We start from the raw sequence: 23,594 nt of genomic DNA, 5'->3' as shown, positions 1-23,594 counted from the left end.
GATCTCCGGAGCGTGATTGCAACCCTCCGGTGAATATCTTGCCGCTCGGGCCGCGTCAGGATAGATCACGTTCCCGGTTGGACCACCGGGGAACGGGGGATGTTAAAACAGCTTTTTGCGCCGCAACTCGTCATTCTCTATGTGCTGGCGGCATCGACGATCTACGTTCATTTCCGCGGCAAGCAGCGGCTGCGCTTTACGCGGCAGCTCGGCGATCACTCCACCTATCTCGCGCCCTACAATGTGCTGATGTACGCGGGCTCGGCGGTGCCGAACAAGCCGGTGATCCCGGTGGAGCAGTTTCCGGAGCTGAAAGCCCTCAGCGAGAATTGGGAGACCATCCGCGACGAGGCCGTTCGCTTGTTCGACGAAGGCTTCATCCGCGCGGCGGCGAAGAACAACGATTGGGGTTTCTACTCGTTCTTCAAGAGCGGCTGGAAACGCTTTTATCTGAAATGGTACGATGACTTCCTGCCTTCGGCGCGCACGCTGTGCCCGAAGACGGTGGAGCTGCTCAACTCCATTCCGAGCGTACATGGTGCGATGTTCGCAATGCTGCCGCCCGGCGGCAAGCTCGGCGCCCACCGCGATCCCTTCGCCGGTTCGCTGCGATACCACCTCGGCCTTGTCACGCCGAACTCGAACAAGTGCCGCATCCTGGTCGACGGCGTCGAATGCGTCTGGCGCGACGGTGAGGCCTTCATGTTCGACGAGACCTTCATCCACAGTGCGGAGAATGCCACCGACGTCAACCGCATCATCCTGTTCTGCGACGTCGAGCGTCCGATGAAGTACGGCTTCATGACCGCGATCAACCGCTGGGTCAGCCACCACATCGTCAAGGCCTCTGCAACCCAGAACGTCGACGGCGAGAGCGTCGGCGTCCTCAACAAGGTGTTCGGAAAGCTCTACGAGATCCATCTTGCGAGCCGCAAGGTCAAGGCATGGAATCGCAACGTCTACTACACGCTCAAATATTCGCTGACGGCGCTGATTCTCGGCCTCATCGTGCTGTCGGCATTGCGGTGATTGCGTTTAGTGACGGTGCTTGTGTCCTTCGGAGCCATCAGGGCGTTGGTAACGCGCAACTCAGCGTATCGCTGCTTCTGGCTCGGATCGAGCACGGCAGTTGTCGACAGATGATATTTGAGGTGGCTTTCGCGGAGCAGTGCCTGGGTTTCCGAAATGGCAACGAGGGTCGCCCTGAGTGACTCCGATGTCGCGACGCGGGTGGAGAAGAGCCGGTCCAACTCCGTCTCCTGCTCGACCAGCTTGTTACCCAGCGAAACCGCCTCTTGCTTCATGGCGTCGAAGAGGCGCTGAACCTGGATGCGCTGATCCGCGGTCAACTCAAGCCGATCACCTAATTCAAGAACATGGCTCGGACCGGGATATCCATTGAGCTCGGCGGCAAGCGCCAGGCCCATGCCACGTCCGGCCCGAAGATCGTCGATCTGCTGCTGCGACAGCGCCTTGATGGGGCGATGCTCAAGGCCAGCATAAGGCTGACTGGACTGCGCGCTGGCAATATTGCACGAGATGATAAGCGTGGCCGCGAGCAGGAGAAGGCGTCTCATGAGGCTGGCTCCATGACATCGGCCCGGCTCGTCGATCGATCTCCACCGGTGCTCTCCATATATCTTGCTGGACGGTTCGCCCCATGGCAACAAAGATTGCCGTGATTGAGTTGCCGAACATGGAGCAGGCGATGGCCTCGTTGCCAGTTGCGAACACTGAGCTGCTGCAATTCTTCCGCGCGTGGCTGGAGACCTTCGCGGGCCATGTCCGCGAGGTCGACTATGCTTCGGCACGGCCGCTCTTCCATCCGGATGTGCTGGCTTTCGGCACCCACAACGATGTCATCCCAGGTCTCGAGCAATGGGTCTCGACGCAATGGGACAACGTCTGGCCGAAGACGGCCGACTTCCGCTTCGTCGTCGACCAGGCCTCGATCCTGGCATCGTCCGATGGCACGATGGCGACCGTGATCGTGCCGTGGACGAGCACGGGCTATCATCCCGACGGCAGCGCGTTTCCGCGCCCCGGCCGGGCCACGATGGTGTTTTCAAGACTTGGCGATGGTTGGCTGTGCGTGCATTCCCACATGTCGCTCAATCGCGGTGTGCCGCAGGCAAGCCACGCCAATCGGCCGGTGAAGGCCCGGTAGATCAGGCATCGTCCGCCTAATGCAAAAGGCCCCGGGGCATGCCCGGGGCCCTCATATTTGGAGCGCCGTCAGCCTTACTCGGGCTGGCCGATCGAGACCTTCAGCGTGCCGACGCCGTCGACGCCGCATTCGAGCTTGTCGCCGGGCTGGAGCTGCGACACGCCGGCAGGCGTGCCCGTCATGATGATATCGCCGGCGGCGAGCTTCACCTGCTGCGAGAGCTGCCAGATGATCTCAGGCACGTTCCAGATCAGCTCGGTGAGATCGCCTTTCTGCGCTTCCTTGCCGTTGACCGTGAGCCAGATCTTGCCCTTGGCGGGATGGCCTATCTTCGATGCCGGCTGCACCGCGGAGCAGGGCGCCGAATAGTCGAACGACTTGCCGATCTCCCAAGGACGCTCCTTCTTGCGCGAGGCGATCTGCAGGTCGCGGCGGGTCAGGTCGATGCCGACGGCATAGCCGTAGACGTGGTCGAGCGCCTTCTCGGCGGGAATGTTGAGGCCGCCGCTCTTCATTGCGACGATCAGTTCGACCTCGTGATGAAGATCCTTGGTCAGCGGCGGATAGGGAATGGTGGCGCCGTCGGGCACCAGCATGTCGGCGTGCTTGGCGAAGAAGAACGGCGGGGCGCGCTCGTCATTGCCCATCTCGCGGATGTGCTCGAGATAGTTGCGACCGACGCACCAGATGCGGCGCACGGGATAACGGCCACTCTCCCCGACGACGGGAAGAGAAGCCTGGGTCGGAAGCGGGATGACGTAGGAGGCGGCGTTCATGGTGCGATCTCGCTGCTCTTGAGGTGAAAGGAACTCTATGCGGTTGCGCTGATCGGCGCCAGAGCGCCGGCGTCGTGATGTTGCAGGCGGAAGAACGACGCATAGCGCCCGCCGCGGCGGAGCAGCTCGTCATGCCGGCCCTGCTCGACGATCTCGCCGCCCTCGACCACCAGGATCGCATCGGCGTGCATGATGGTGTGCAGGCGATGCGCGATCACGATGGTGGTGCGGTTCTGGCAGAGATGCTCGATCGCCTCCTGCACCTGGCGCTCCGACTCCGAATCGAGCGCGGCGGTGGCTTCGTCGAGGAGGATGATCGGCGCGTTCTTGATCAGCGCGCGCGCGACCGCGATGCGTTGGCGCTGGCCGCCGGACAGTTGCGTGCCGTGCTCGCCGACGGGCGTGTCGTAGCCGAGGGGGAAGCCCATGATGAAATCATGCGCGCAGGCTGCTTTCGCAGCATCGATGATTTGTTCTTCGGTCGCGCCCGCGCGGCCGAAGGCGATGTTGTTGCGGATCGTGTCGCGGAACAGATAGACGTCCTGGCCGACATAGGCGGTCTGAGCCCGCAGCGATTTTCGCGAGACGGCGCCGATCGACTGGCCGTCGATCACGATGTCGCCTTGCGTCACCTCGTAGAAGCGCAGCAGCAACCCCAGCACGGTCGATTTGCCGCCGCCGGAGGGCCCGACCAGCGCAGTGACCTTGCCGGGCTCGGCAACAAAGCTCATCCGGTTGAGGACGGTCTCGCCGTTGCGATAGGAGAAGCTGACGTCGCGCAGTTCGATACGGGCATTCGAGAGTTTCAGCGCCGGCTTGTCGTCGTCGGAATGCTCGCTCGCAGGGCTGTCGACGACTTCGAGCAGCATGCGGGCGCCGACGAGCTGGCTGTTGAGGTCGATGTTGAGCCGCGCCAGCCGCTTGGCCGGCTCGGTCGCCATCAGGAAGGCGGTCATGAAGGAAAAGAAAGCGCCGGGCGTGGCGTTGAGCGCGACCACGCTATAGCCGCCATAAAGCAGGCAGCCGGCGACCGCGAAGCCGCCGAGCATTTCCATCAGCGGATTGGAGCGGTTGGCGACGCGGGCCATCTTGTTGGCGTTGCGCTCGACGATCGCGATGTTCTCGTCGATGCGGGTCTGCATGGTGTCTTCGAGCGTGAACGCTTTCACCGTGCGGATGCCCTGCAGCGATTCCTGCATCGTCTCCAGGATGTCGGCGGTGCCGGTGAACTGGTTGTAGGCGAGGCCCTTGATGCGCTTCACCAGCTTGCGTAGCACCAGCATCGCCGGCGGCACCGCGACGAGGCCGATGAACGACATCACCGGATCCTGCCACACCATCACGCCGATCATGGCGAGCAGCATCATGAGGTCGCGCCCGACCGCATTGACCAGCATGTTGAGGACATCGGTGATGGACTTTGCGCCGGCCGTCAGCCGCGCCAGAAATTCGGACGAATGCCGCTCGGAGAAGAATCCGACGCTCTCGCGCATCAGCTTGGCGAACAGCTGGCGCTGGTTGGTGGCGAGGATGGCGTTGGAGATCTTGGTCAGGATCACCATGTGGCCGTACGTCGCCACGCCCTTGATGAAGAGCAGGATCACCGTGATGCCTGAGAACATCGCGATGCCCGGGATGTTCTTGTCGACATAGGCCTGGTTGATGACCTGGCCGAGCACGTAGGTCGCGCCCGCGGTCGATCCGGCGGCAAGCGCCATCAGCGCGAAGGCGACCAGATAGCGCCGCCAGTAGAGAATCCCCTGTTCCGTGACCAGGCGGCGAATCAGCACCGCTGCCGCATAGGGATCGTCAGTGATTTTCTTTGGAAACTGAGCCATCCGTAGTCCATTGACGGCACAGGAATAAGCCTGCCCGCGCGTCAGGGATCGAACGGCCTCTGTGCCCGCTAAGCCAGCGCTTTTCAAGCCCAATTAAGGGCTTGCGCTGGAATGGAATCTAGGCCGAGGCGGCGTGGCGGAGCTCGCCGTGACGCTCGCGGAACAGCTTGTCCTCCCAGGCCAGCGCATGGGCGGCGATGGTCTCGAGGTCGTCGTATTGCGGCTTCCAGTCGAGCAGGCCGCGGATGCGGCTGGTGTCGGCGACCATGGTCATGATGTCGCCGGGCCGGCGCGGGGCGTATTGCACGGCGAAGCTGCGGCCCGAAACACGACGCACCGCGTCGATGGTCTCCAGCACCGAGTAGCCGCGGCCATAGCCGCAATTGAGCGTCGTCGAGGCGCCGCCGTTGCGCAAATAAGCGAGCGCCGATCGATGCGCCTGCGACAGGTCCGTGACGTGGATGAAGTCGCGAATGCAGCTGCCATCCTGGGTCGGATAGTCGGTGCCGAACACGTCGATCTTGGCGCGCTGGCCGGTCGCGGCTTCCACCGCGATCTTGAGCAAATGCGTGGCGCCGACGGTGGCAAGGCCGATGCGGGCCTGCGGATCGGCACCCGCAACGTTGAAATAGCGCAGGGTCACGTATTGCATGCCGTAGGCGGCGGCGACGTCGTGCAGCATGATCTCGGTCATCAGCTTCGACGAACCGTAGGGCGACAGCGGCCGTGTCGGCGCATGCTCGGGCACCGGCACCTGGTCCGGATCGCCGTAGACCGCCGCGGTCGAGGAGAAGATGAAGCGGTCGATGCCGCGCTTGACCGCGACATTGAGCAGGTTGCGCGCGGTCGTGAAATTGTTGCGGTAATAGCCGAGCGGATCGCGCATCGAATCCGGCACGACCACCGAGCCCGCGAAATGGATGATGCTCTCGATGTTGTGCTGGGCGATCACGCCTTCGAGCAGGTTCTCGTCGCCGGCATCGCCAATGAACAGCGGCACGCCTTCGGGCAGATAGGCCGAGAAACCGGTGGAGAGATCGTCGATCACGACGACGTCCTCGCCGGCTTCCGCCAGCGCCAGAACCGTGTGGCTTCCGATATAGCCGGCACCGCCGGTGACAAGCACAGTCATGATCTCACCCGTCTTCGATCAACGCTCCAAGCTAACGTTTACGTGGTGAAGAGGGGGTATCGGCGCGGCTGAACTGGTCACTATGCTTAATGTTGCGTATAGGGACTTTCGAAACGGAGCGTGGCGTGGCGAATTCCCCAGGCGATCTCGAAGTGATCGTGCCAAATCTGCACAGGCGCTATTCCGGGGTCACCGCGACCAACCGGATGGTGGCGCCGCGGCTGGCAAAGCTGTTTCGCGCCGCGTGGTTCGGCTCCGACGCGCCGGAGGGGATCGCGCGCCTGGGCGGTGCCGATCTCCTGAGATTGTGGCGCCGCAAGGCGCCGGTGATCTGGCACGCGCGCCGCAACAACGAGATGATCGCGGGCGTGCTGTTGAGCGCGCTCGGCTGGCCGCTCAAGCTCGTCTTCACCTCGGCGGCGCAACGCCATCATAGTTGGATCACGCGCTGGCTGATCCGGCGCATGGACGCGATCATCGCGACATCAGATCTTTCGGCCTCGTTCCTGAAGGTGAAGGCGACGGTGATTCCGCACGGCGTCGACACCGCCGTCTATGCGCCGCCGCTCGACCGCACTGCTGCCTTCGCTGAAACCGCACTGCCGGGCCGCTACGCGATCGGCTGCTTCGGCCGGGTGCGCGCGCAGAAGGGAACCGATGTGTTCGTCGATGCGATGTGCCGCTTGCTGCCGCGCTATCCGGATTTCACCGCAATCATCGTCGGCCAGGTCACAGCCGAGCAAACCGCTTTTGCAAACGATCTGAAGAAGCGGATCGAGGCCGCCGGCCTGCAATCGCGCATCGTCATCACTGGCGAACTGCCGATCGAAGACGTGCAGCGCTGGTATCAGCGGCTGACGATCTACGCCTTCACCTCACGCAACGAAGGTTTTGGCCTGACCTTGATCGAGGCGATGGCGGCCGGCAGCGCGCTGGTCGCCGCGCGCGCCGGCGCGGCCGAACTCGTGGTCGAGGATGGCGTGACTGGCGTGCTGATCCCGACCGGTGATGCGGATGCGCTGGCTGCAGCGCTGGAGCCGCTGATGCGGGATGCGGCCATCGCAATCGCGATGGGCGAGCGCGGGCGGGCACGGGTGCTCGAACGATTCAGCCTCGATGCGGAGGCGTCACGGATCGGGGACGTCTATCGGCCGCTGCTTTGAGCCACTGCCGTAGCGGCATCAAAAACAAAAACCGCGAAAACAACCCCATGCACAGTAGCCGGTGCTAGCGGAATCAATGGTTTGGCGGCCGGTGTAGTGGGCTGCTGATTTTACGAAATGGATTTGACTCGTCGGGCAAAACAGGTCTAAAGTTCATCATCGCAGGTTCGCTGTCCCCGTTGTCAGCGTACGCCCCGTCGAGCGGGAAGCCCTTTTCCTCTCGACAGCAATCCAACATTGTTGCGCACAGAAAATGCGCATCAAATCAGTGTGTTATGTTGCGGGGCGGGTTTTCCTAACTTGGCGAGACTAACTAGGGTTTAATGCGTTGTCTGGCACTCTGCTTGCTATGCGGTTGCCATGACTAGTGAGGGCTGCTTTGATGAAAGAAATCGCCGCAGAGGGAATGCTGAAAATGGGCCATCTCATCGTCGTTCGAGCGAATTGGGATACCGAAGCGTCTGTGTGGACTGCCGAGAGTTCCGACCTCCCGGGACTCGTCACGGAAGCTGCGAGCCTTGATGAGCTCGATGCGAAGTTGCCCGATCTTATTCGCGATTTGTTGGAGGATGAAGGCGCCACTGAAGGGTATGAAGTCCCCGTCGAGGTGATTGCGAGCTTCTCCAAACGCATAAAGATCGGCTCCGCAAAAGAAGCCGCATGAATAGCTTTACTCCGGAATTGAAACGAATTCTGGAGAAGGCGGGATGCTTCTTCGTTCGACGTGGGCGCGGCGACCACGACATTTGGGAGAGCCCGGTCTCAGGTATCCGCTTTACGGTCGATAACAATATCAAATCTCGGCATACAGCGAACGCAGTTCTGAAACAGGCTGGGCTGCCCAAGCAGTTTTGACCTCCACGCTCACGTCGAAGCCCGCATCCCCACCTCACCCAGCACCCGCTCCGCAATCCCAACCACCTCGCTCGCCGCGATATCTCGCATGCAGCGGTGGTCGTTCATCCTGCAGGTCGTGCTCTGGCAGGGTTGGCAGGAGAGCACGCTCTTGTCCTGCACCACGGTCGCGGCGAGGCCGTTGAGGGGGGCCCAGAGATAGGGGCTGGTCGGGCCGAAGATGCCCATGGTCGGTGTGCCCAGGGCGGCAGCGATGTGCATCAGGCCGGAATCGTTGGAGATTGCGACGCCGGCCGCGGCCATGGCCAGCACGCCGTTGCGCAGATCATTGCCGGTAAGGTCCCGCACCCCAGGGCCGCCAGCGGTCCCGGCGCCGCCGGCCGCGACGATCTCCTGGGCCAAGCCCTTTTCCCCGGGGCCGCCGACAACCCAGACCTCGAGGCCGCGCTCGGCGAGCAGGCGGGCGGCCTCGGGATAGTAGGTCCAGCGCTTTGAGACGCCGACCGAGCCGGGGGCGAGCGCTACGGCAGCGCCTGCGCTTAGGCCATTGGCCTGCCGCCAGCGGACGATTTGCTCGGCCGGGACCCGCAATTGCGGCACCGGCCATTCCGGCGGCAGCGGGGCGCCATCGGGCTGGGCGAGGGCGGCGTTCTTGTCGATGAAGCGGGGCAGCTTCTTTTCGCCCCAGCGCCAGCGATTGAGCAGGCCGAACCGGAATTCGCCGACGAAGCCGACCCTTTCCGGAATCCCGGCCAAAGCGGGCGCGATGGCGGCCTTCCAGGTCCGGGGCAGCACCAGGGCGGTGCCGTAGTTCCGCTCGCGCAGGAGCTTCGCCAGGCCGAGCTGGCGGCCCACGGCGAGCCGGCCGCGCGGCAGGTCCCAGACGATCGCTTCGCGCACGCCCGGCATGTAATCGACCAAGGGCGCGCATAGGGAGGTCGTGAGCAGATCGATCGGCCGGTTCGGCCAGCGCTCATTGAGGACCCGCACGACGGTGTGATTCCGGACGAAATCGCCGATCCACATGTAGGGGACGATCAGGATCGGGCGCGTGTCGCCCCGATCTGCCTCGCCACTAAGTTGCGAATCTTGGTTCATTCGTTGATAAGGCCGGGGTGCGCTGATGTGGCGGTTCGGTTAGCCGCTCCGGGCCGGCAGGTAAAGCCGGCTGAGTGGCAATCCCAAAACCGCTTACACTTTGGCGGATCATGCGCTAGGGCAGAACCGGGCCGCAAAACTTCGGGCAGGCGGAATCTGGCAGGGAAGTTGGAATGTTGCTGGTGACCGGCGGGGCCGGTTTTATCGGATCGAATGTCGTCGCCGCGCTGAACGAGGCCGGCCGCAGCGACGTGGTGGTCTGCGATTTCCTTGGCAACGAGGGCAAATGGCGCAACCTCGCCAAGCGGCAGCTTGTGGATATCGTGCCGCCGGCTGAGCTGCCGGACTGGCTGAAGGGCCGCAAGCTCGATGCCGTGATCCATCTCGGGGCGATTTCCGCGACCACCGCGACCGACGGCGACCTGGTGTTCGAGACCAATTTCCGCCTGTCGATGCGCCTCCTGGACTGGTGCACGGCGAATGCGGTGCCGTTGATCTACGCCTCTTCGGCGGCTACCTATGGCGACGGCGAGGCAGGATTTGACGACGATTCCTCGGTCGCTGCGCTGAAGAAACTGCGGCCGATGAATCTCTACGGCTGGAGCAAGCACCTGTTCGATCTCGCCGTCGCCGAGCGCGCAGCGAACGGCGAGAGGCTGCCGCCGCAATGGGCCGGGCTGAAATTCTTCAACGTGTTCGGCCCCAACGAATACCACAAGGGCTCGATGATGAGCGTGCTGGCACGCCGCTTCGACGACGTCAAAGCGGGCCGCGTCGTGCAATTGTTCAAGTCGCATCGCGAAGGCATCGCCGATGGCGACCAGCGCCGCGACTTCATCTATGTCGACGACGTCGTGCGCGTGATCATGTGGCTGCTGGCGACGCCGTCGGTGTCCGGGCTGTTCAATGTCGGCACCGGCAAGGCGCGCAGCTTCAGGGACCTGATGCTCGCGGCCTATGCTACGCTCGGCGCCAGCCCCAACATCGAATACATCGACATGCCGGAGCAGATCCGCGGCAGCTACCAGTACTTCACCCAGAGCGAGGTCGATCGCCTCCACCGCGCCGGCTACAATGGCGGCTTCATGACGCTCGAGGACGCGGTGAAGGCCTATGTCGGGGATTATCTCGACCGGCCCGACCGCTTCCGCTGAGGCCCATCACCATGCCGACGCCCATTCTCGATTTCGATGCTCTCGCGCAAGCCATCTCGGGCCGCACGGTGCTGTGCATCGGCGACATCATGCTGGACGAGTTCGTCTATGGCGAGGTGTCGCGGATCTCGCCGGAAGCGCCGGCGCCCGTCATCGCGGCACAGCGCAGCGAGATCCACATCGGCGGTGCCGGCAATGTCGCGCGCAACGTCGCCGCGCTTGGCGCGCGCTGCATCTTCGTCGGCCTCGTCGGCGAGGACGATGCGGGCAGGCAGCTCGCCTCGACGCTTGCGGAGCAGGGCGCCATCGAAAGCGTGCTGGTGTGCGATCCCTCGCGTCCGACCACGCGAAAAGTCCGTTTCGTCTCCGAGCATTTTTCCACGCACATGCTGCGTGCGGATTGGGAGCAGGCACAGCCTGCTTCCGATACGATCGAGACCAAGCTGATCGAAGCGATCCTGCCGCAGATCGCGCGCGCCGACATCGTGCTGCTGTCCGACTACGCCAAGGGCGTGCTGACCGCCCGCGTCATCCGCCACACCATCGACGCCGCGCGAAAACTCGGCAAGCCCGTGATCGTCGATCCCAAGAGCCTGAACTGGGCGATCTATCGCGGCGCCACGCTGCTCACGCCCAATCGCAAGGAATTTTCGGAAGCGACCCGAAGCCGCGCCGACACGCCGCAGAGCATCGTCGATGCCAGCGAGGACGTGATGCGGCTTGCCGATTGCGAAGCGATCCTGGTCACCCAAGGCGAGCAAGGCATGACACTGGTGCCGCGCAACGGCGAGGCCGTTCACGTTCCGGCGTTTCCGGTCAAGGTGCGCGACGTCTCCGGCGCCGGCGACACCGTTGCCGCGGCGCTCGCGGTCTCGCTCGCCACGGGCGCGGACTGGGACACGGCGCTGCGCATGGCCAGTGCCGCGGCCGCCGTCGCCGTCGGCAAGCAGGGCACCGCCAGCGTGAGTGCGGCCGAGCTGAAGCGAAAGATCTTGCCGCATGCCTATCTCGCGGCCGAGGAGAAGATCGTGCTCGAGCCCGGTGCGCTCGACGCGCAGCTCGCGGAATGGAAGAAGCAAGGCCAGCGCGTCGGCTTCACCAATGGCTGCTTCGACATCCTGCATCCCGGCCACGTCAAGGTGCTGACAGCGGCGCGCTCCGCCTGCGACCGCCTGATCGTGGGCCTGAACAGCGACGCCTCGGTACGGCGTCTGAAGGGTACCGACCGCCCCGTTCAGGACGAGCGAGCGCGTGCGGAAGTGCTGGCGGCGCTCGAAGCCGTCGATCTCGTCGTCATTTTCGATGAGGATACGCCGATCGACCTGATCACTCGCATCAAGCCGAGCGCGCTGATCAAAGGGGGCGATTACACCCGCGAACAGGTGGTCGGCCATGAGGTCGTCGAAGCCGCGGGCGGGACGGTCGTGCTGGTCGACATTCTCCAGGGCTTCAGCACGACGGCGCTGGTTCATCGCGCGCGGGGAGAGGGCAAGTGACGACGCTCGCCGGGGAGACGACCGGCCAGCTGCTGTGGCGGCGTCTGCGCAGTCCGGCGGCCTGGTCCGAGACGGTCGATCTGTTCGCGATCCTGACCGCGGCCTCGTTGCCATGGTCGACGTCGCTTGCGGCGATCTTCAATGTCCTGATGCTGCTCTGCATGGTGCCGTTCCTCGACGGCCGTGAGTTCCTGCAATCGCTCAAGCGTCCGATCTGCGCGGCGCCGATTGCGCTGGTCCTGCTCGCGCTGGTCGGGACGCTATGGTCGGACGCGGCCTGGGGCGCGCGGTTCTACGCGGTCAATCCGACGGTCAAGCTGCTGGTGCTGCCGGTCCTGCTCTATCATTTTGCGCGCTCGCCGCGCGGACATTGGGTGTTCGTCGCCTTCCTGGTGTCCTGCGCGCTGCTGTCGGTGATGTCCTGGGTCGTCGCCTTCTACCCTGATCTTGCACTCAAATCCGATCGCGTCGAGCGCGGCATCTTCGTCAAGAACTACATCGACCAGAGCCAGGAGTTCACGCTCTGCGCGGTCGCGCTCGCCTATCCGATCGTGCAGTTGCTGCGCCAGAAGCGCTACTGGATCGCCGGGCTGCTCACGGCGCTTGCGCTCGCCTTCTTCGTCAACATGGTGTTCGTGGTGGTATCGCGCACCGCGCTCCTCACCATTCCGATCCTGTTCGGGGTGTTTGCGTTGCTTCATCTGAGATGGCGCAGCATCGCGATCATCTCCGCCGCCCTGCTCGTGGGCGCGGTTCTCGCCTGGCAGGCCTCGCCGCAATTGCGCAAGACCGCCGACAGCTTTGCCAGCGACTACACGCGCTATGTCGAGAAAGGAGCGCCGACCTCGGCCGGCTTGCGGCTCGAATTCTGGCGAAAATCCCTCGGCTTCTTCGCGGAGGCGCCGGTCAAGGGGCACGGCACGGGCTCGACGCGCGGATTGTTCGAACGTGCCGCGACGCCGGGCGATGCTCTGTATCAGGCATCCGCCGAGGTGATCGGCAACCCGCATAACCAGACGCTGAACGTGGCCGTGCAATGGGGCATCATCGGGGTCGCCGCTCTCTACGCCATCTGGATCCTGCATCTGCTGTTGTTTCGCGGCGACGGGCTCGCAAACTGGGTCGGCCTCCTGGTCGTCGTCCAGAACGTCTTCACCTCGCTGTTCAACTCCCATCTGTTCGACTTCCACGAGGGCTGGATGTACGTCATCGGTGTCGGCGTTGCCGGCGGCATGGTGATCCGGGCCCAGCAGGCCGGGGCGAAGCCGGCGGAAGCCGGTTCCTGAACGGCCGGCCGACGGCAAACCTTGACCGGCAAGCCCTGACTGGCATGTCCGGCCGAGATGGGTTATCAGCGCGATCAGGTTGCATCTTACTGGATTTTCGGTCAGCGGATGACGCGTCTTTCGCATCTCACCTTGCGCAATTTCATGATCGCGCTCCACGACCTGCTGGCGACCACGGCGGCGCTGTTCGCCGCCTTCTATCTGCGCTTCGAGGGCGGCGACGGCTTCTTCGACCGCCTGCCGCTGCTGATCCAGATCCTGCCCTATTTCCTCGCCTTCAGCGTGGTCGTGTTCTTCGTCTTCAACTTGACCACGACGAAATGGCGCTTCATCTCGCTGCCCGACGCGCTGAACATCATCCGCGTCGCGACCGTGCTGACGGTTGCACTCCTGGTGCTCGACTACATCTTCGTCGCCCCCAACGTCCGCGGCGCCTTCTTCCTCGGCAAGGTGACCATCGTCCTCTACTGGTTCCTCGAGATCTCCTTCCTCAGCGCGTTGCGCATGGCCTACCGCTATTTCCGCTATACGCGGGTGCGGCGTCACGCCCGCACCGGTGATGCCGCGCCGACGCTGCTGATCGGCCGCGCCGCGGATGCCGAGGTGCTGTTGCGCGGAATCGAGAGCGGGGCGATCAAGCGCATCTGGCCGGTCGGCCTGCTCTCGCCGTCGAGTTCCGATCGCGGCCAGTTGATCCGCAACGTCCCGGTTCTGGGCGGCGTCGACGACATCGAGGATGTCATCGCCGACTTCACCAAGCGCGGCAAGCCGATCGCGCGCGTCGTGATGACGCCGACGGCGTTCGAGCCGGAGGCCCATCCCGAATCGATCCTGATGCGGGCGCGCAAGCTCGGCGTGATCGTGAGCCGCATGCCCTCACTCGAGAGCGGCGATACGCCACGGCTCACGGCCGTCGCCGTCGAGGACCTGCTGCTGCGGCCGAGCGAAAAGATCGACTATGCGCGGCTCGAGGCCCTGATCGAGGGCAAGGCGGTGATCGTCACCGGCGGAGGCGGCTCGATCGGTTCCGAGATCTGCGAGCGTGTCGTCGCGTTCGGCGCCGCGCGCCTTCTGATCGTGGAAAATTCCGAACCAGCGCTCTACGCGATCACCGAAACGCTCGCGGCGCTCGGCACCGCTGCTTCGATCGAAGGGCGGATCGCCGACATCCGCGACCGTGAGCGCATCATGCGTCTGATGGCCGAGTTCAAGCCGGACATCGTGTTCCATGCCGCCGCGCTCAAGCACGTGCCGATCCTCGAGCGCGACTGGAGCGAGGGCGTCAAGACCAACATCTTCGGCTCGATCAACGTTGCCGACGCCGCGCACAGCGCCGGCGCCGAAGCCATGGTGATGATCTCGACCGACAAGGCGATCGAGCCGGTGTCGATGCTCGGCCTGACCAAGCGCTTCGCCGAGATGTATTGCCAGGCGCTCGACCATGATCTTGCGGCGGGCCACGGCGGCGCCAGGCGGTCGATGCGGCTGATCTCGGTCCGGTTCGGTAACGTGCTCGCGTCGAACGGCTCGGTGGTGCCGAAGTTCAAGGCCCAGATCGATGCGGGCGGTCCCGTGACGGTCACGCATCCGGACATGGTCCGCTACTTCATGACCATCCGGGAGGCCTGCGATCTCGTCATCACGGCGGCAACGCATGCGCTCGGAACGCAGCGCTCGGACGTGTCGGTCTACGTGCTCAACATGGGCCAGCCAGTGAAGATCGTCGATCTCGCCGAGCGCATGATCCGTCTCTCGGGCTTGCAACCCGGCTACGACATCGAAATCGTGTTCACGGGCATGCGGCCCGGCGAACGCCTGCATGAAATCCTGTTCGCCTCCGAGGAGCCGACCCGCGAGATCGGCGTCGCCGGCATCATGGCTGCGCAGCCGAACGAGCCGCCGATGCAGACGCTGCGCAAATGGATTGCGGCGCTGGAGCAGGCGATCGCGCGCGACGATCGGGCCACCATCAGGACCATCCTGAAGGACGCGATTCCGGAATTCGGGTCGACCGCGGCCTGATCATGCAGCCTCGAGGCAAGATCGTCGTGGCGAGCCAGCATTACCCGCCTGATCCGAGCACGACGGCGGCGATCATGGCCGAGATCGCCTGCCGCATCGCCGGGGATCACGAGGTCGTTGTGCTGTCGGGCTCATCAGGCGCGTTGCCGGCGTCGCAGACCGGCCCGGGCAAGCCGCGCATCGTCGCCGTCAAGAACCGCATGACGGGCAAGGCGGCGCTGGTGCGGCGCGGCGCCTCCGAGCTGCTGTTCGCGGTGCGCGCGTTCCTGGCGTTGACACGGGAGCTGAGGCGAGGTGACGTCGTGCTCACCGTCACCGCACCGTTCATGCTGCCTTACGCGGTCGCGGCGGCGGCGAAGCTGAAGGGCGCGCGTTCGGCGCTGATCATGCACGACCTCTTCCCCGACGTGCTGGTGATGGCGGGCCTGCTGAAGCCCGGTTCCATCGTGACCTTGACGATGCGCGCCGCCAACAGCCTGATGTTCCGCGCGCTCAATGCCGTCATCACCATCGGCCGCGATGCGGAACGGCCGCTGCTGAGCTATTCCGGCATGACGCGGAACAAGATCCGCTTCATCCCGAACTGGGCGACGCTCGCGGCCGCACCCCGGCCGGTGACGCCGGACAATCCGTTCCGCACAGCGCTCTCGGCGGATTTCGTTGTCGGCCTGTCGGGCAATCTCGGCTTCACCCATGATCCGGAGATCGTGTTCGAGGCGGCGCGCCTTTTGAGGGCCGAGCCTGGCATCCACTTCCTGCTCTCCGGTTGGGGCATCGGCTTCGAGCGGTTGAAGCAGTTGCAGACTGAGGCGAACTTGCCCAATGTCTCCTTCGTGGGGCGGGTCGAGGATGCCGAGCTCGAGGCCTTCCTGACGGCGGCCAATCTCTGGATCATTCCGTACCGGAAGGACGTTGCGGGGGTGTCGGTGCCGAGCCGGTTCTACAATCTGCTGGCGGTCGGCCGTCCCGTGGTGCTGGTCTCCGAACCGGAGGCCGAGGCCGCGTTGACGGTGGTGGAGAACGGGCTGGGCTGGGTCGTGACGCCCGGCCGTGCCGATCAACTGGCCGAGGCGATCCGCGCGGCGTCATGCTCCGACGGTGTCCCCATTGCGGAGCGCGCGGTGAAGGCGGCGGCGAAGTTCGATCGCGTCACCGCGTTGAACGCCTATGCCGCCCTGATCGACGAATTGTTGCGCAACCCCGAACTGGCGGAGCAACGATGAACGAGCGCAAGCCAGTCGTGCTGGTGACGGGTGCGAGCGGTTTCGTCGGCCGTCATGTCGTGCCCGCGCTGGCGCGCGAGGGATGGTCGATCCGCCGCGCGGTGCGCAGACCGGAAGGCTTGGACGACGAGGTCGTGATCGAAACCGTCGGACCGGAAACCGACTGGCAAGCCGCGCTTCAAGGGGTCGACGCGGTCGTTCATCTCGCCGCGCGGGTGCATCACAAGCACGAAGAGCATGCGGTCCAGCTCTACCGCAACGTCAACATCGCCGGCACGCTGCACCTGGCGCGCAGCGCGGCCACAGCCGGCGTACACCAGTTCATCTTCATCAGCACCGTTCTCGTGCACGGTCGCAGCAATGAGGGCCGCGCGCCGTTCAGCGAGGACGATGTCCTGACGCCGCGCGGTCTCTACGGCATGTCCAAGGCCGCGGCCGAAGCGGGCTTGAAGACGCTGGCGCGCGACAGCGCCATGAAGGTCTCGGTGATCAGGCCGCCGCTGGTCTATGGTGCGGGCGCCAAGGGCAATTTCGCGCTGCTGACGCGTGCAGTGAACCTCGGGCTGCCGCTGCCCTTTGCGGCGATCCGCAATCACCGCGCCTTCCTTGCCGTGCAGAACCTGTCGTCGTTCATCCTGCGCCGGCTCTCTCATCCAGATCCCGCGAGCAATTTCGAGATCTTCCTGGTGGCCGACAGGGAGCAGGTCTCGACGCCCGAGTTCATCGCGCGGCTGGCCAAGGCTGCCGGCAAGAACTCGCGGCTGTTCGGCATGCCGCCGGAGCTGCTCAGCACGCTGCTGAGCGTGATGGGCCGGCAGGATACGCAGGACAGCCTGATCGGTTCGCTCGAGCTCAACCTCGCCAAGGCGATCGCGACCGGGTGGCAGCCGCAGGTGTCTCTCGACGAGGGGCTGCGGCTGGCGCTGCTGGCTCAGGACGCTTGAGGACGGGAGAATCGCCGCAGCACGATGCTGATCGCGATTGCGCCCGCCAGCAGCGCGATCAACGTGATTGTCGTCGAGCCGGCGCGAGCGGTGACGATGGCAAGCCCCGCGAGCACGAGATTGAGCGCGAACACCTCCCCGATCACGCGAGAGACCGTGAAGCCGTGCTCGGTGGCGCGCTGGTAGAAATGCGAGCGATGCGCCGACCAGAATTGCTCGCGCCTGGCGACGCGCCGAAATAGCGTGATGGTGGAATCCACGAGGTAATAGGCCGGCAGCAACAGCGCTGCGGCGGGCTGCCCGCGCCAGGCGAGCTCGAGCAGGCACCAGCCGAGCAAAAGGCCGATCGGCAGGCTGCCGACATCACCCAGGAAGACTTTTGCGACCGGCTTGTTGAACGGCGCAAAGCCGAGCATGGCGCCGCACAGCGTCGCGGCGATCAGCGCGGCCGGCCACGACAGCTCGCCGAGCAATCCCAGCAGCAGCAGCGCCGCGGTGACGGGCACGACTTCCGCCACCGTCATCAAGTCGAGTCCGTCCATGAAGTTGACGAGGTTCACGAACCACACGCCTGCCAGCAGGATCAGTCCGCGCTCCAGCGCGAGCGGCAGCGCCGGCACGATGCGCACGGTCTCGGGCGTGGTGAACACGACGGCGCCGACGGCTGCGGCCTGCAGCACGAGCCGTACCAGCACCGGCAGCGACACGATGTCGTCGGCAAATCCGACCACGGCGATCAACACAGTCGCAGCGATCAGCGTCGGCGGAATCGCGACGTTCGCCCAGACTGCCCAGGCTGATGCGACCAGCAGCGTCGCTGATATCACGGCGATACCCGCACCCTGCGGGGTCGGGATGCGATGAGAGGACCGCGCGTTGGGCCGCGCCAATGCGTAACGCTGGAGCATGGGGCGGCTGGTCCAGGTGATGACGCCCGATACCAGCGCGGCAATCGCAACGGCAAGCAGCGAGGGTACGGCGCCGAGCGCATCGATGGCCGCGCTCACTCCGGCACCCCGAGCGGCGCCGATCCCTGCGCGGCTTTCTCGGCGCTGAGGATCCAGACCAGGCCGCCGATCGCGCCGACGATGAAGTACACGGCGCCGAACAGCAGCGAGACGTTGACCCCCTCGTTGGCGGCCAGCCCCGCGAAGCCGAACGCGAGGCCCATGGTGGCTTCACGCACGCCCCAGCCGGCGATCGAGATCGGCATCATCGTGATCAGCATCACCGGCGGCACGAGCATAAAGACGTCGCTGAATCCGACCGGCGCAGCGATCGACTGCACGACGCACCAGGCGACCACGACCGCCAGCACATGCACGGCGAGCGACAGGATCACGACGGCCGGTCCGCGCGAGCGGCTGAAGATCACGCGGTTGGCGATCACGGCACAGGCGTGGATGTGATGCGTGGCCCACCAGGTTCTCAGCCAGTGCCATTTCAGCGCGCCGAAGACCAGGAAGCCGAGACCACCCGCGAGCGCCGCGAGGTCGACGAACAGCAGCGCCGAGCGCCCGTGCGGATCGGCGATGAGGCTGTAGCTCCAGGGCAGGCTCGCGACGATGATGATCGCCAGCGCGATCAAGCCGATCGCGCGATCGACGAAGATCGAGTAGGTCGCGGCGCGCCAGCCTGCGCCGGCGCGCGCGACGAGCCACAGCCGGACCGCATCGCCGCCGATCGCCGACGGCAGGGTCTGGTTGAAGAACGATCCGATCACGTTGTAGCGCATGGCCCGGCCGAGCTCGAGCGGGGCGCCGCATGCGGCGCTGACCTCGCGCCAGCGCAACACGCCGACGAAGATTTGCAGGAACGCGATGGCGATCGCCGAGCCGATCCAGAACAGGCTGGTCACGGTGAAGCGCGAAAACAGTTCGGACAGATCGACCTTGCGCAGCGCCAGGTAGAGCAGCGCTCCGGAAATCAGGATCTTGGCCGTCGACAGCAGGATTCGGCGCATTTCGCCCGCATGAACAAGGGTTTTGAAGCAACCCGACGCAGGGCGCCGAATTCGGCCGCTTTGGTATGGTTTTGGCGTCGATCTTGCAATAGCGGTGATCAGGAGCCCGAATGCAGGGCGGCGGGGCTATTGCGACCCCGTCGACGCGGAGGCTAAAGAGGCGCCGCGGGTGAAAGATCGAGCGACGGATCGGGCGAAGCAGTCCTTGGGAACAGGATGAGAGATCAGGTGATTTTGGTCACAGGTGCCGCCGATTTCACCGGCCTGGTGCCCGCGGATGACCCGGCTGCCGCAAATGCGCCGTCTAAGCTCTACAATGTCGGCAATCACCATCCGGAAGAGCTGACGCACGTCGTCGGAGTTCTGGAGCCGGAGCTGGGTCGGACGGCGATCAAAGAATTGCTGCCGATGCGGCCGGAAGACCTCTTGGAAACGTTCGCGGATGTCGATGATCTGATGCGCGACGCCGGCGTTGCATCGTCAACGCCGATCGCGCACGGAGTTCATAATTTTGTCACCTGGTATCGGGACGACTTCAAGGTTTGAAATGACGATGGACAAACGCATTATCCCCCTGATCATGTGCGGCGGTGCCGGAACGCGGCTGTGGCCGGCTTCGCGCGAGGTGCGCCCCAAGCAGTTCCTGCCGTTGTTCGGCACGCGCTCGACCTTCCAGGACACGCTGTTGCGCGTCTCGGAGGCCTCGCTGTTCGATCGTCCGATCGTCATCACCAATGCCTCCTATCGCTTCATGGTGCTGGAGCAGCTCGCCGAGATCGGCATCGAGGCCGACGTGATCCTCGAGCCGATGCGGCGCGATTCCGGCCCTGCGATCGCAGCCGGCGCGGTGTTCGCGCAGAACCGCGCGAGTGAGGCAATCGTGCTCGCGCTCGCCGCCGACCACGTGGTGCAGGACAATGCCGCCTTCGTCGCGGCGTGCCGCCAGGGCCTCACCGCCGCGAGCGCCGGGCGCATCGTCACCTTCGGCGTCAAGCCGGAGCGGCCGGCGACCGAATACGGCTATATCAGCCCGGGGGAGGTCATCTCCGGCGAGGTGCACGCGGTCGCGCGCTTCGTCGAGAAGCCGGATGCGGTGAAGGCGGCCGACTATGTCAATTCCGGCTATCTCTGGAACAGCGGCAACTTCATGTTCCCCGCCACTGTGTTGCTCGACGAATACCGCAAGGTCGACGCGGCGAGCGTGGAGGCGATTTCCAATGCCGTGAGCAATGCCGGCCGCGATCTCGGCTTCGTGACGCTGGAGCCGGAGGCGTTCGGCGCGGCCAAGGCGATCTCGATCGACTATGCGGTGATGGAGAAGACCGCGCGCGCCGCGGTGGTGCCGGTGTCGTGCGGCTGGTCCGACGTCGGCTCCTGGCACGCGGTGTGGGAATTGTCGGACAAGGATGCGCAAGGCAATGCCGCGCACGGCACCGCGGTGTTCGAAGATAGCCGCAACTGCAACGTCACCACCGACTCCGCGCTGGTCGCGCTCGAAGGCGTCGACGATCTCATCGTGGTCGCGACTGCGGACGCGGTGCTGGTCTCGCGCCAGAAAGATGCCAACGGGCTCAAGCGGCTGGTCACAAAACTCAAGGCGGTCGCACCGAAAGTCACCGAGGAGCACCTCAAGGTGCATCGGCCCTGGGGCAGCTACCAATCGGTCGACAATGGCGAGCGTCACCAGGTCAAGCGCATCGTGGTCAAGCCCGGCGGGCGGCTGTCGCTGCAGAAGCACCATCATCGTGCCGAGCACTGGATCGTGGTCCGCGGCACAGCCCGCGTCACCGTCAACGAGACCGTCAAAAGCGTGCACGAGAACGAGTCGATCTACATCCCGATGGGCGCGGTGCACCGGATGGAGAACCCCGGTAAAATCATGCTGGAGCTGATCGAGGTCCAGACTGGAAGCTATCTCGGGGAAGACGACATCATCCGGATTGAAGACGACTACCAAAGGTCGTAACCAGCACACTCCGAATCACGCGACCCGGGCCAAAAGAGTGGTCTCTTTCAGAGGCTTAAGGCCCGGGGAACGTGTAACTTTTTGAATCAAATCGTGTCCGGACCGCTAGCTCCGCATTCGCCACAAATGTGGCGTCCGTGCTAGAAGCGCCCCGGGGATTTGCGTTGAATCGGGGTTTGCTCACATGAGTTCCACAGGATCTGCACCGGCAAAGGCCGGCTTGCGCGTCGGCGTCATTGGCGCCGGCGTGATGGGCAGCAACCACGCGCGCGTGCTCGCGGGTCTTCCCGGCGTCAGCCTCGTCGGCGTCGTCGATCCTTCGCCGGCACATCGCACCCGGGCGATGGAGCTTGCCAATTGCGCGAGCTTCGAGACGCTCGACCAGCTGCTGGCCGAAGGCGTCGACGCGGTCACCATCGCGGCGCCGACCCATCTGCATCACGAGGTCTCGCTCGCCTGCATCGCGAAGAACATCCACGTGATGGTCGAGAAGCCGATTGCGTCCACGGTCGCGGAAGGCCGCGAGATCGTCACTGCTGCGCAAAAGGCCGGCGTGACGCTGATGGTCGGCCATGTCGAGCGCTTCAATCCGGCGGTCGCCGCCGTCAAGCAGGCGATCGCGGGCGAGGACATTCTGTCGATCGCGATCACGCGCGTCGGCCCGTTCCCGCCGCGCATGTCCAATGTCGGCGTCGTCATCGATCTTGCCGTGCACGATATCGATCTGATCCGCTGGTTCACCGAGTCCGACATCGTCGAGGTGCAGCCGCAATTGTCGAGCGCGGTCGCCGAGCGCGAGGACATCGCGCTCTTGCAGTTCCGCACCGCCAACGGCGTGCTCGCGCACATCAACACCAACTGGCTGACGCCGTTCAAGGCGCGCAGCGTCACGGTCGCGACCCGCGGCAAATACGTGATGGGCGATCTCCTGACGCGCCAGGTCACCGAATGTTTCGGCTTCAAGCCTGACGGCAGCTATTCGATGCGGCATCTGCCGGTCGGCCATGACGAGCCGCTCCGCGCCGAACTGATCGCGTTCCTCAAGGCCGTGCGTCACGGCGAGACGCCGGCGGTCACCGGCGACGAAGGCGTCGCCAGCCTCGAGATCGCGACGCAGTGCCTGGAAACGCCGTCGCGGCCCGCGGCCACGTCGTCTGCCCGCAAGGGTCCGCGCCGCGTCGCTGGCTGAACTCTTTCCATGTCGACTAGCCAAGAAGGCTCCAAGAACCAGGCCATGAACCAGCATCTGCGTTCCGAATCCATTCCCTTCATCGACGTCGCCTCGCAGCGCCGCCGGCTCGGCGATTCGCTCGATGCCGCCGTGAAGCGGGTTCTCGATCATTGTCAGTTCGTCAACGGCCCTGAAGTCGCCGAGCTCGAGAAGCAGCTTGCGGCCTATTGCGGCGCCAAGCACGTCATCGGCTGCGCCAGCGGCACCGACGCGATCCTGATGGTGATGATGGCGAAGAATGTCGGGCCGGGCGACGCCGTGCTGTGTCCGTCCTTCACCTTCATCGCGACGGCTTCGCCGGTGGCGCGGACCGGCGCGACGCCGGTTTACGTCGACGTCGATGAGACCACCTTCAACATGAGCCCGGAATCGCTCAAGCGCGGCATCGCAACGGCCCGGAAGGCCGGCCTCAAGCCGGTCGCGGTCATTCCGGTCGATTTGTTCGGACAGCCCGCCGATCACGACGCCATCGCCGAGATCGCCAAGGCCGAAGGCCTGTTCGTGCTCGATGATGCAGCGCAAGGCTTTGGCGCGAGCTACAAGGGCCGCAAGCTCGGCACCCTGGCACTCGCCACCGCGACCAGCTTCTTTCCCGCAAAGCCGCTCGGCTGCTTCGGCGACGGCGGCGCGATCTTCACCGATGACGACGAGCTCGCGGCGACGCTGCGCAGCATCCGCGTGCACGGACAGGGCGTCGACAAATACGACAACGTCCGCCTCGGCCTGACCGGCCGGCTTGACACCATGCAGGCCGCGATCCTGATCGAGAAGCTGAAGATCTTCGACGACGAGATCGCCGCCCGCAACAAAGTCGCCGAGCGCTACGCGCGCGGTCTCAGCAATGTGGTCACCGTGCCGCGCGTGGCTCCCGGCAACACCTCGGTGTGGGCGCAGTACACGATCCGCCTCCCTGTAGGCACCGACCGCGACGGCTTTGCTGCCGCGCTGAAGGCCCAGGGCGTGCCGACGGCGATCTACTACGGCAAGTCGATGCATCAGCAGACGGCCTACAAGCAGTACCCGGTCGCAGAGGGCGGCCTGCCGGCTTGCGAGAGCCTGTCGCAGGACGTCATCAGCCTGCCGATGCACGCCTATCTGACCGAAGCCGATCAGGAGCGAATCATCGCCGCCGTGCGCGGGGCGCTTTCAACCTGAGTCGCCGTTCTTACCCTCTCCCCTTGTGGGAGAGGGTGGCAGAGGCGGCTTTCGGCCGCCGTTCTTAAGGACGCCGATGCATCGCATCGGCTATCGCAAAGCGGCGAGACGGGTGAGGGGTCTCT

The 23,594-nt window shown here is 64.7% G+C and carries 22 protein-coding genes; 15 read left to right on the top strand and 7 right to left on the bottom strand.

Annotation, left to right across the window (positions count from 1 at the left end; all coding sequences use genetic code 11):
• Window positions 1–99: 99 nt before the first annotated feature.
• Window positions 100–1,029 carry an aspartyl/asparaginyl beta-hydroxylase domain-containing protein gene (locus BRA471DRAFT_RS25520; protein ID WP_007612485.1) on the top strand — a complete coding sequence of 310 codons (930 nt, stop codon included), beginning with the start codon at window positions 100–102 and terminating at the stop codon, window positions 1,027–1,029.
• Here the strand turns inward: BRA471DRAFT_RS25520 and BRA471DRAFT_RS25515 are convergent.
• A complete protein-coding gene (locus BRA471DRAFT_RS25515; RefSeq protein WP_007612480.1) occupies window positions 963–1,577 on the bottom strand; it encodes a Spy/CpxP family protein refolding chaperone in 615 nt (204 codons plus the stop codon). The two genes, BRA471DRAFT_RS25520 and BRA471DRAFT_RS25515, sit on opposite strands and share 67 nt — an antisense overlap.
• A gap of 131 nt (window positions 1,578–1,708) precedes the next feature.
• On the opposite strand from BRA471DRAFT_RS25515, the gene BRA471DRAFT_RS25510 reads away from it, so the two are divergent.
• Window positions 1,709–2,167 (top strand): nuclear transport factor 2 family protein, encoded by a 459-nt coding sequence (locus BRA471DRAFT_RS25510; protein ID WP_035975126.1) that lies wholly within the window; start codon window positions 1,709–1,711, stop codon window positions 2,165–2,167.
• Between the two features lie 74 nt (window positions 2,168–2,241).
• Here the strand turns inward: BRA471DRAFT_RS25510 and BRA471DRAFT_RS25505 are convergent, their stop codons facing one another.
• The 3 genes from BRA471DRAFT_RS25505 to galE form a co-directional block, all read right to left on the bottom strand.
• Window positions 2,242–2,943 carry a fumarylacetoacetate hydrolase family protein gene (locus BRA471DRAFT_RS25505; RefSeq protein ID WP_007612477.1) on the bottom strand — a complete coding sequence of 234 codons (702 nt, stop codon included), beginning with the start codon at window positions 2,941–2,943 and terminating at the stop codon, window positions 2,242–2,244.
• Window positions 2,944–2,978: 35 nt separating this feature from the next.
• Complete coding sequence (locus BRA471DRAFT_RS25500) at window positions 2,979–4,781, bottom strand: ABC transporter ATP-binding protein (protein WP_007612475.1); 1,803 nt, start codon at window positions 4,779–4,781, stop codon at window positions 2,979–2,981.
• 118 nt (window positions 4,782–4,899) lie between these two features.
• Window positions 4,900–5,913, bottom strand: a complete 1,014-nt coding sequence (galE, locus tag BRA471DRAFT_RS25495) for a UDP-glucose 4-epimerase GalE (RefSeq protein WP_007612473.1) — start codon at window positions 5,911–5,913, stop codon at window positions 4,900–4,902.
• 125 nt (window positions 5,914–6,038) lie between these two features.
• On the opposite strand from galE, the gene BRA471DRAFT_RS25490 reads away from it, so the two are divergent.
• The 3 genes from BRA471DRAFT_RS25490 to BRA471DRAFT_RS37090 all read left to right on the top strand — a co-directional run bounded on the left by BRA471DRAFT_RS25490 (window position 6,039) and on the right by BRA471DRAFT_RS37090 (window position 7,931).
• The gene (locus BRA471DRAFT_RS25490) at window positions 6,039–7,076 is read left to right on the top strand and encodes a glycosyltransferase family 4 protein (protein ID WP_007612472.1); all 1,038 of its coding nucleotides are present in this window, start codon (window positions 6,039–6,041) and stop codon (window positions 7,074–7,076) included.
• Window positions 7,077–7,458: 382 nt separating this feature from the next.
• A complete protein-coding gene (locus tag BRA471DRAFT_RS25485) occupies window positions 7,459–7,740 on the top strand; it encodes a DUF1902 domain-containing protein (protein WP_007612471.1) in 282 nt (93 codons plus the stop codon).
• Window positions 7,737–7,931 carry a type II toxin-antitoxin system HicA family toxin gene (locus BRA471DRAFT_RS37090; RefSeq protein ID WP_007612469.1) on the top strand — a complete coding sequence of 65 codons (195 nt, stop codon included), beginning with the start codon at window positions 7,737–7,739 and terminating at the stop codon, window positions 7,929–7,931. Before BRA471DRAFT_RS25485 ends, BRA471DRAFT_RS37090 begins: the two co-directional genes overlap by 4 nt.
• 9 nt (window positions 7,932–7,940) lie before the next feature.
• On the opposite strand, the gene waaF is transcribed toward BRA471DRAFT_RS37090, so the two are convergent.
• Window positions 7,941–9,029 (bottom strand): lipopolysaccharide heptosyltransferase II, encoded by a 1,089-nt coding sequence (waaF, locus tag BRA471DRAFT_RS25480; protein ID WP_007612467.1) that lies wholly within the window; start codon window positions 9,027–9,029, stop codon window positions 7,941–7,943.
• A 173-nt stretch (window positions 9,030–9,202) separates the two neighbouring features.
• Between waaF and rfaD the strand changes: the two genes are divergently transcribed.
• From rfaD to BRA471DRAFT_RS25450, 6 genes are all read left to right on the top strand, one after another.
• Window positions 9,203–10,183 (top strand): ADP-glyceromanno-heptose 6-epimerase, encoded by a 981-nt coding sequence (gene rfaD / locus BRA471DRAFT_RS25475; RefSeq protein ID WP_007612466.1) that lies wholly within the window; start codon window positions 9,203–9,205, stop codon window positions 10,181–10,183.
• Window positions 10,184–10,194: 11 nt separating this feature from the next.
• On the top strand, window positions 10,195–11,679 hold the full coding sequence (gene rfaE1 / locus BRA471DRAFT_RS25470; protein ID WP_007612465.1) for a D-glycero-beta-D-manno-heptose-7-phosphate kinase: 1,485 nt from the start codon (window positions 10,195–10,197) through the stop codon (window positions 11,677–11,679).
• Entirely contained in the window at window positions 11,676–12,965 is a 1,290-nt protein-coding gene (locus tag BRA471DRAFT_RS25465) for an O-antigen ligase (protein WP_007612464.1), read from the top strand. The genes rfaE1 and BRA471DRAFT_RS25465 overlap by 4 nt, the downstream gene beginning before the upstream one ends.
• 108 nt (window positions 12,966–13,073) lie before the next feature.
• The gene (locus tag BRA471DRAFT_RS25460) at window positions 13,074–14,987 is read left to right on the top strand and encodes an SDR family NAD(P)-dependent oxidoreductase (protein WP_035975124.1); all 1,914 of its coding nucleotides are present in this window, start codon (window positions 13,074–13,076) and stop codon (window positions 14,985–14,987) included.
• 2 nt (window positions 14,988–14,989) lie between these two features.
• A complete protein-coding gene (locus BRA471DRAFT_RS25455) occupies window positions 14,990–16,210 on the top strand; it encodes a glycosyltransferase family 4 protein (RefSeq protein ID WP_035974234.1) in 1,221 nt (406 codons plus the stop codon).
• Entirely contained in the window at window positions 16,207–17,154 is a 948-nt protein-coding gene (locus BRA471DRAFT_RS25450; RefSeq protein ID WP_007612460.1) for an NAD-dependent epimerase/dehydratase family protein, read from the top strand. Before BRA471DRAFT_RS25455 ends, BRA471DRAFT_RS25450 begins: the two co-directional genes overlap by 4 nt.
• Here BRA471DRAFT_RS25450 and BRA471DRAFT_RS25445 read toward each other — a convergent pair.
• Both BRA471DRAFT_RS25445 and BRA471DRAFT_RS25440 read right to left on the bottom strand, forming a co-directional pair.
• Window positions 17,142–18,161, bottom strand: coding sequence for a glycosyltransferase family 4 protein (locus BRA471DRAFT_RS25445; RefSeq protein WP_007612459.1), 1,020 nt, complete (start codon window positions 18,159–18,161; stop codon window positions 17,142–17,144). The two genes, BRA471DRAFT_RS25450 and BRA471DRAFT_RS25445, sit on opposite strands and share 13 nt — an antisense overlap.
• Complete coding sequence (locus BRA471DRAFT_RS25440) at window positions 18,158–19,117, bottom strand: lysylphosphatidylglycerol synthase transmembrane domain-containing protein (RefSeq protein ID WP_007612458.1); 960 nt, start codon at window positions 19,115–19,117, stop codon at window positions 18,158–18,160. The genes BRA471DRAFT_RS25445 and BRA471DRAFT_RS25440 overlap by 4 nt, the downstream gene beginning before the upstream one ends.
• Window positions 19,118–19,333: 216 nt before the next feature.
• Here BRA471DRAFT_RS25440 and BRA471DRAFT_RS25435 point away from each other — a divergent pair, with 216 nt between their 5' ends.
• The 4 genes from BRA471DRAFT_RS25435 to BRA471DRAFT_RS25420 all read left to right on the top strand — a co-directional run bounded on the left by BRA471DRAFT_RS25435 (window position 19,334) and on the right by BRA471DRAFT_RS25420 (window position 23,469).
• Window positions 19,334–19,663 (top strand): hypothetical protein, encoded by a 330-nt coding sequence (locus BRA471DRAFT_RS25435; RefSeq protein WP_035974232.1) that lies wholly within the window; start codon window positions 19,334–19,336, stop codon window positions 19,661–19,663.
• Between the two features lie 7 nt (window positions 19,664–19,670).
• Window positions 19,671–21,083, top strand: a complete 1,413-nt coding sequence (locus BRA471DRAFT_RS25430) for a mannose-1-phosphate guanylyltransferase/mannose-6-phosphate isomerase (RefSeq protein WP_035975123.1) — start codon at window positions 19,671–19,673, stop codon at window positions 21,081–21,083.
• A gap of 184 nt (window positions 21,084–21,267) precedes the next feature.
• The gene (locus BRA471DRAFT_RS25425) at window positions 21,268–22,272 is read left to right on the top strand and encodes a Gfo/Idh/MocA family protein (protein ID WP_007612455.1); all 1,005 of its coding nucleotides are present in this window, start codon (window positions 21,268–21,270) and stop codon (window positions 22,270–22,272) included.
• Window positions 22,273–22,281: 9 nt separating this feature from the next.
• The gene (locus BRA471DRAFT_RS25420) at window positions 22,282–23,469 is read left to right on the top strand and encodes a DegT/DnrJ/EryC1/StrS aminotransferase family protein (protein ID WP_007612454.1); all 1,188 of its coding nucleotides are present in this window, start codon (window positions 22,282–22,284) and stop codon (window positions 23,467–23,469) included.
• Window positions 23,470–23,594 lie beyond the last annotated feature (125 nt).

Source organism: Bradyrhizobium sp. WSM471, from assembly GCF_000244915.1.
Classification (GTDB): domain Bacteria; phylum Pseudomonadota; class Alphaproteobacteria; order Rhizobiales; family Xanthobacteraceae; genus Bradyrhizobium.
Note: the sequence above shows the minus strand (reverse complement) of the source record. Positions and strands in the feature narration are given on the sequence as shown.

Bases quoted from the DNA above. Each gene is read 5' to 3' on its own strand.
- BRA471DRAFT_RS25485 (WP_007612471.1), top strand. From the start codon at position 7,459: ATGAAAGAAATCGCCGCAGAGGGAATGCTGAAAATGGGCCATCTCATC.
- BRA471DRAFT_RS37090 (WP_007612469.1), top strand. From the start codon at position 7,737: ATGAATAGCTTTACTCCGGAATTGAAACGAATTCTGGAGAAGGCGGGA.
- BRA471DRAFT_RS25510 (WP_035975126.1), top strand. From the start codon at position 1,709: ATGGCCTCGTTGCCAGTTGCGAACACTGAGCTGCTGCAATTCTTCCGC.
- BRA471DRAFT_RS25430 (WP_035975123.1), top strand. From the start codon at position 19,671: ATGGACAAACGCATTATCCCCCTGATCATGTGCGGCGGTGCCGGAACG.
- galE (WP_007612473.1), bottom strand. From the start codon at position 5,913: ATGACTGTGCTTGTCACCGGCGGTGCCGGCTATATCGGAAGCCACACG.
- BRA471DRAFT_RS25460 (WP_035975124.1), top strand. From the start codon at position 13,074: ATGACGCGTCTTTCGCATCTCACCTTGCGCAATTTCATGATCGCGCTC.
- BRA471DRAFT_RS25440 (WP_007612458.1), bottom strand. From the start codon at position 19,117: ATGCGCCGAATCCTGCTGTCGACGGCCAAGATCCTGATTTCCGGAGCG.
- BRA471DRAFT_RS25450 (WP_007612460.1), top strand. From the start codon at position 16,207: ATGAACGAGCGCAAGCCAGTCGTGCTGGTGACGGGTGCGAGCGGTTTC.
- waaF (WP_007612467.1), bottom strand. From the start codon at position 9,029: ATGAACCAAGATTCGCAACTTAGTGGCGAGGCAGATCGGGGCGACACG.
- BRA471DRAFT_RS25505 (WP_007612477.1), bottom strand. From the start codon at position 2,943: ATGAACGCCGCCTCCTACGTCATCCCGCTTCCGACCCAGGCTTCTCTT.
- BRA471DRAFT_RS25520 (WP_007612485.1), top strand. From the start codon at position 100: ATGTTAAAACAGCTTTTTGCGCCGCAACTCGTCATTCTCTATGTGCTG.
- rfaE1 (WP_007612465.1), top strand. From the start codon at position 10,195: ATGCCGACGCCCATTCTCGATTTCGATGCTCTCGCGCAAGCCATCTCG.
- BRA471DRAFT_RS25420 (WP_007612454.1), top strand. From the start codon at position 22,282: ATGTCGACTAGCCAAGAAGGCTCCAAGAACCAGGCCATGAACCAGCAT.
- BRA471DRAFT_RS25435 (WP_035974232.1), top strand. From the start codon at position 19,334: ATGAGAGATCAGGTGATTTTGGTCACAGGTGCCGCCGATTTCACCGGC.
- BRA471DRAFT_RS25515 (WP_007612480.1), bottom strand. From the start codon at position 1,577: ATGAGACGCCTTCTCCTGCTCGCGGCCACGCTTATCATCTCGTGCAAT.
- rfaD (WP_007612466.1), top strand. From the start codon at position 9,203: ATGTTGCTGGTGACCGGCGGGGCCGGTTTTATCGGATCGAATGTCGTC.
- BRA471DRAFT_RS25425 (WP_007612455.1), top strand. From the start codon at position 21,268: ATGAGTTCCACAGGATCTGCACCGGCAAAGGCCGGCTTGCGCGTCGGC.
- BRA471DRAFT_RS25455 (WP_035974234.1), top strand. From the start codon at position 14,990: ATGCAGCCTCGAGGCAAGATCGTCGTGGCGAGCCAGCATTACCCGCCT.
- BRA471DRAFT_RS25500 (WP_007612475.1), bottom strand. From the start codon at position 4,781: ATGGCTCAGTTTCCAAAGAAAATCACTGACGATCCCTATGCGGCAGCG.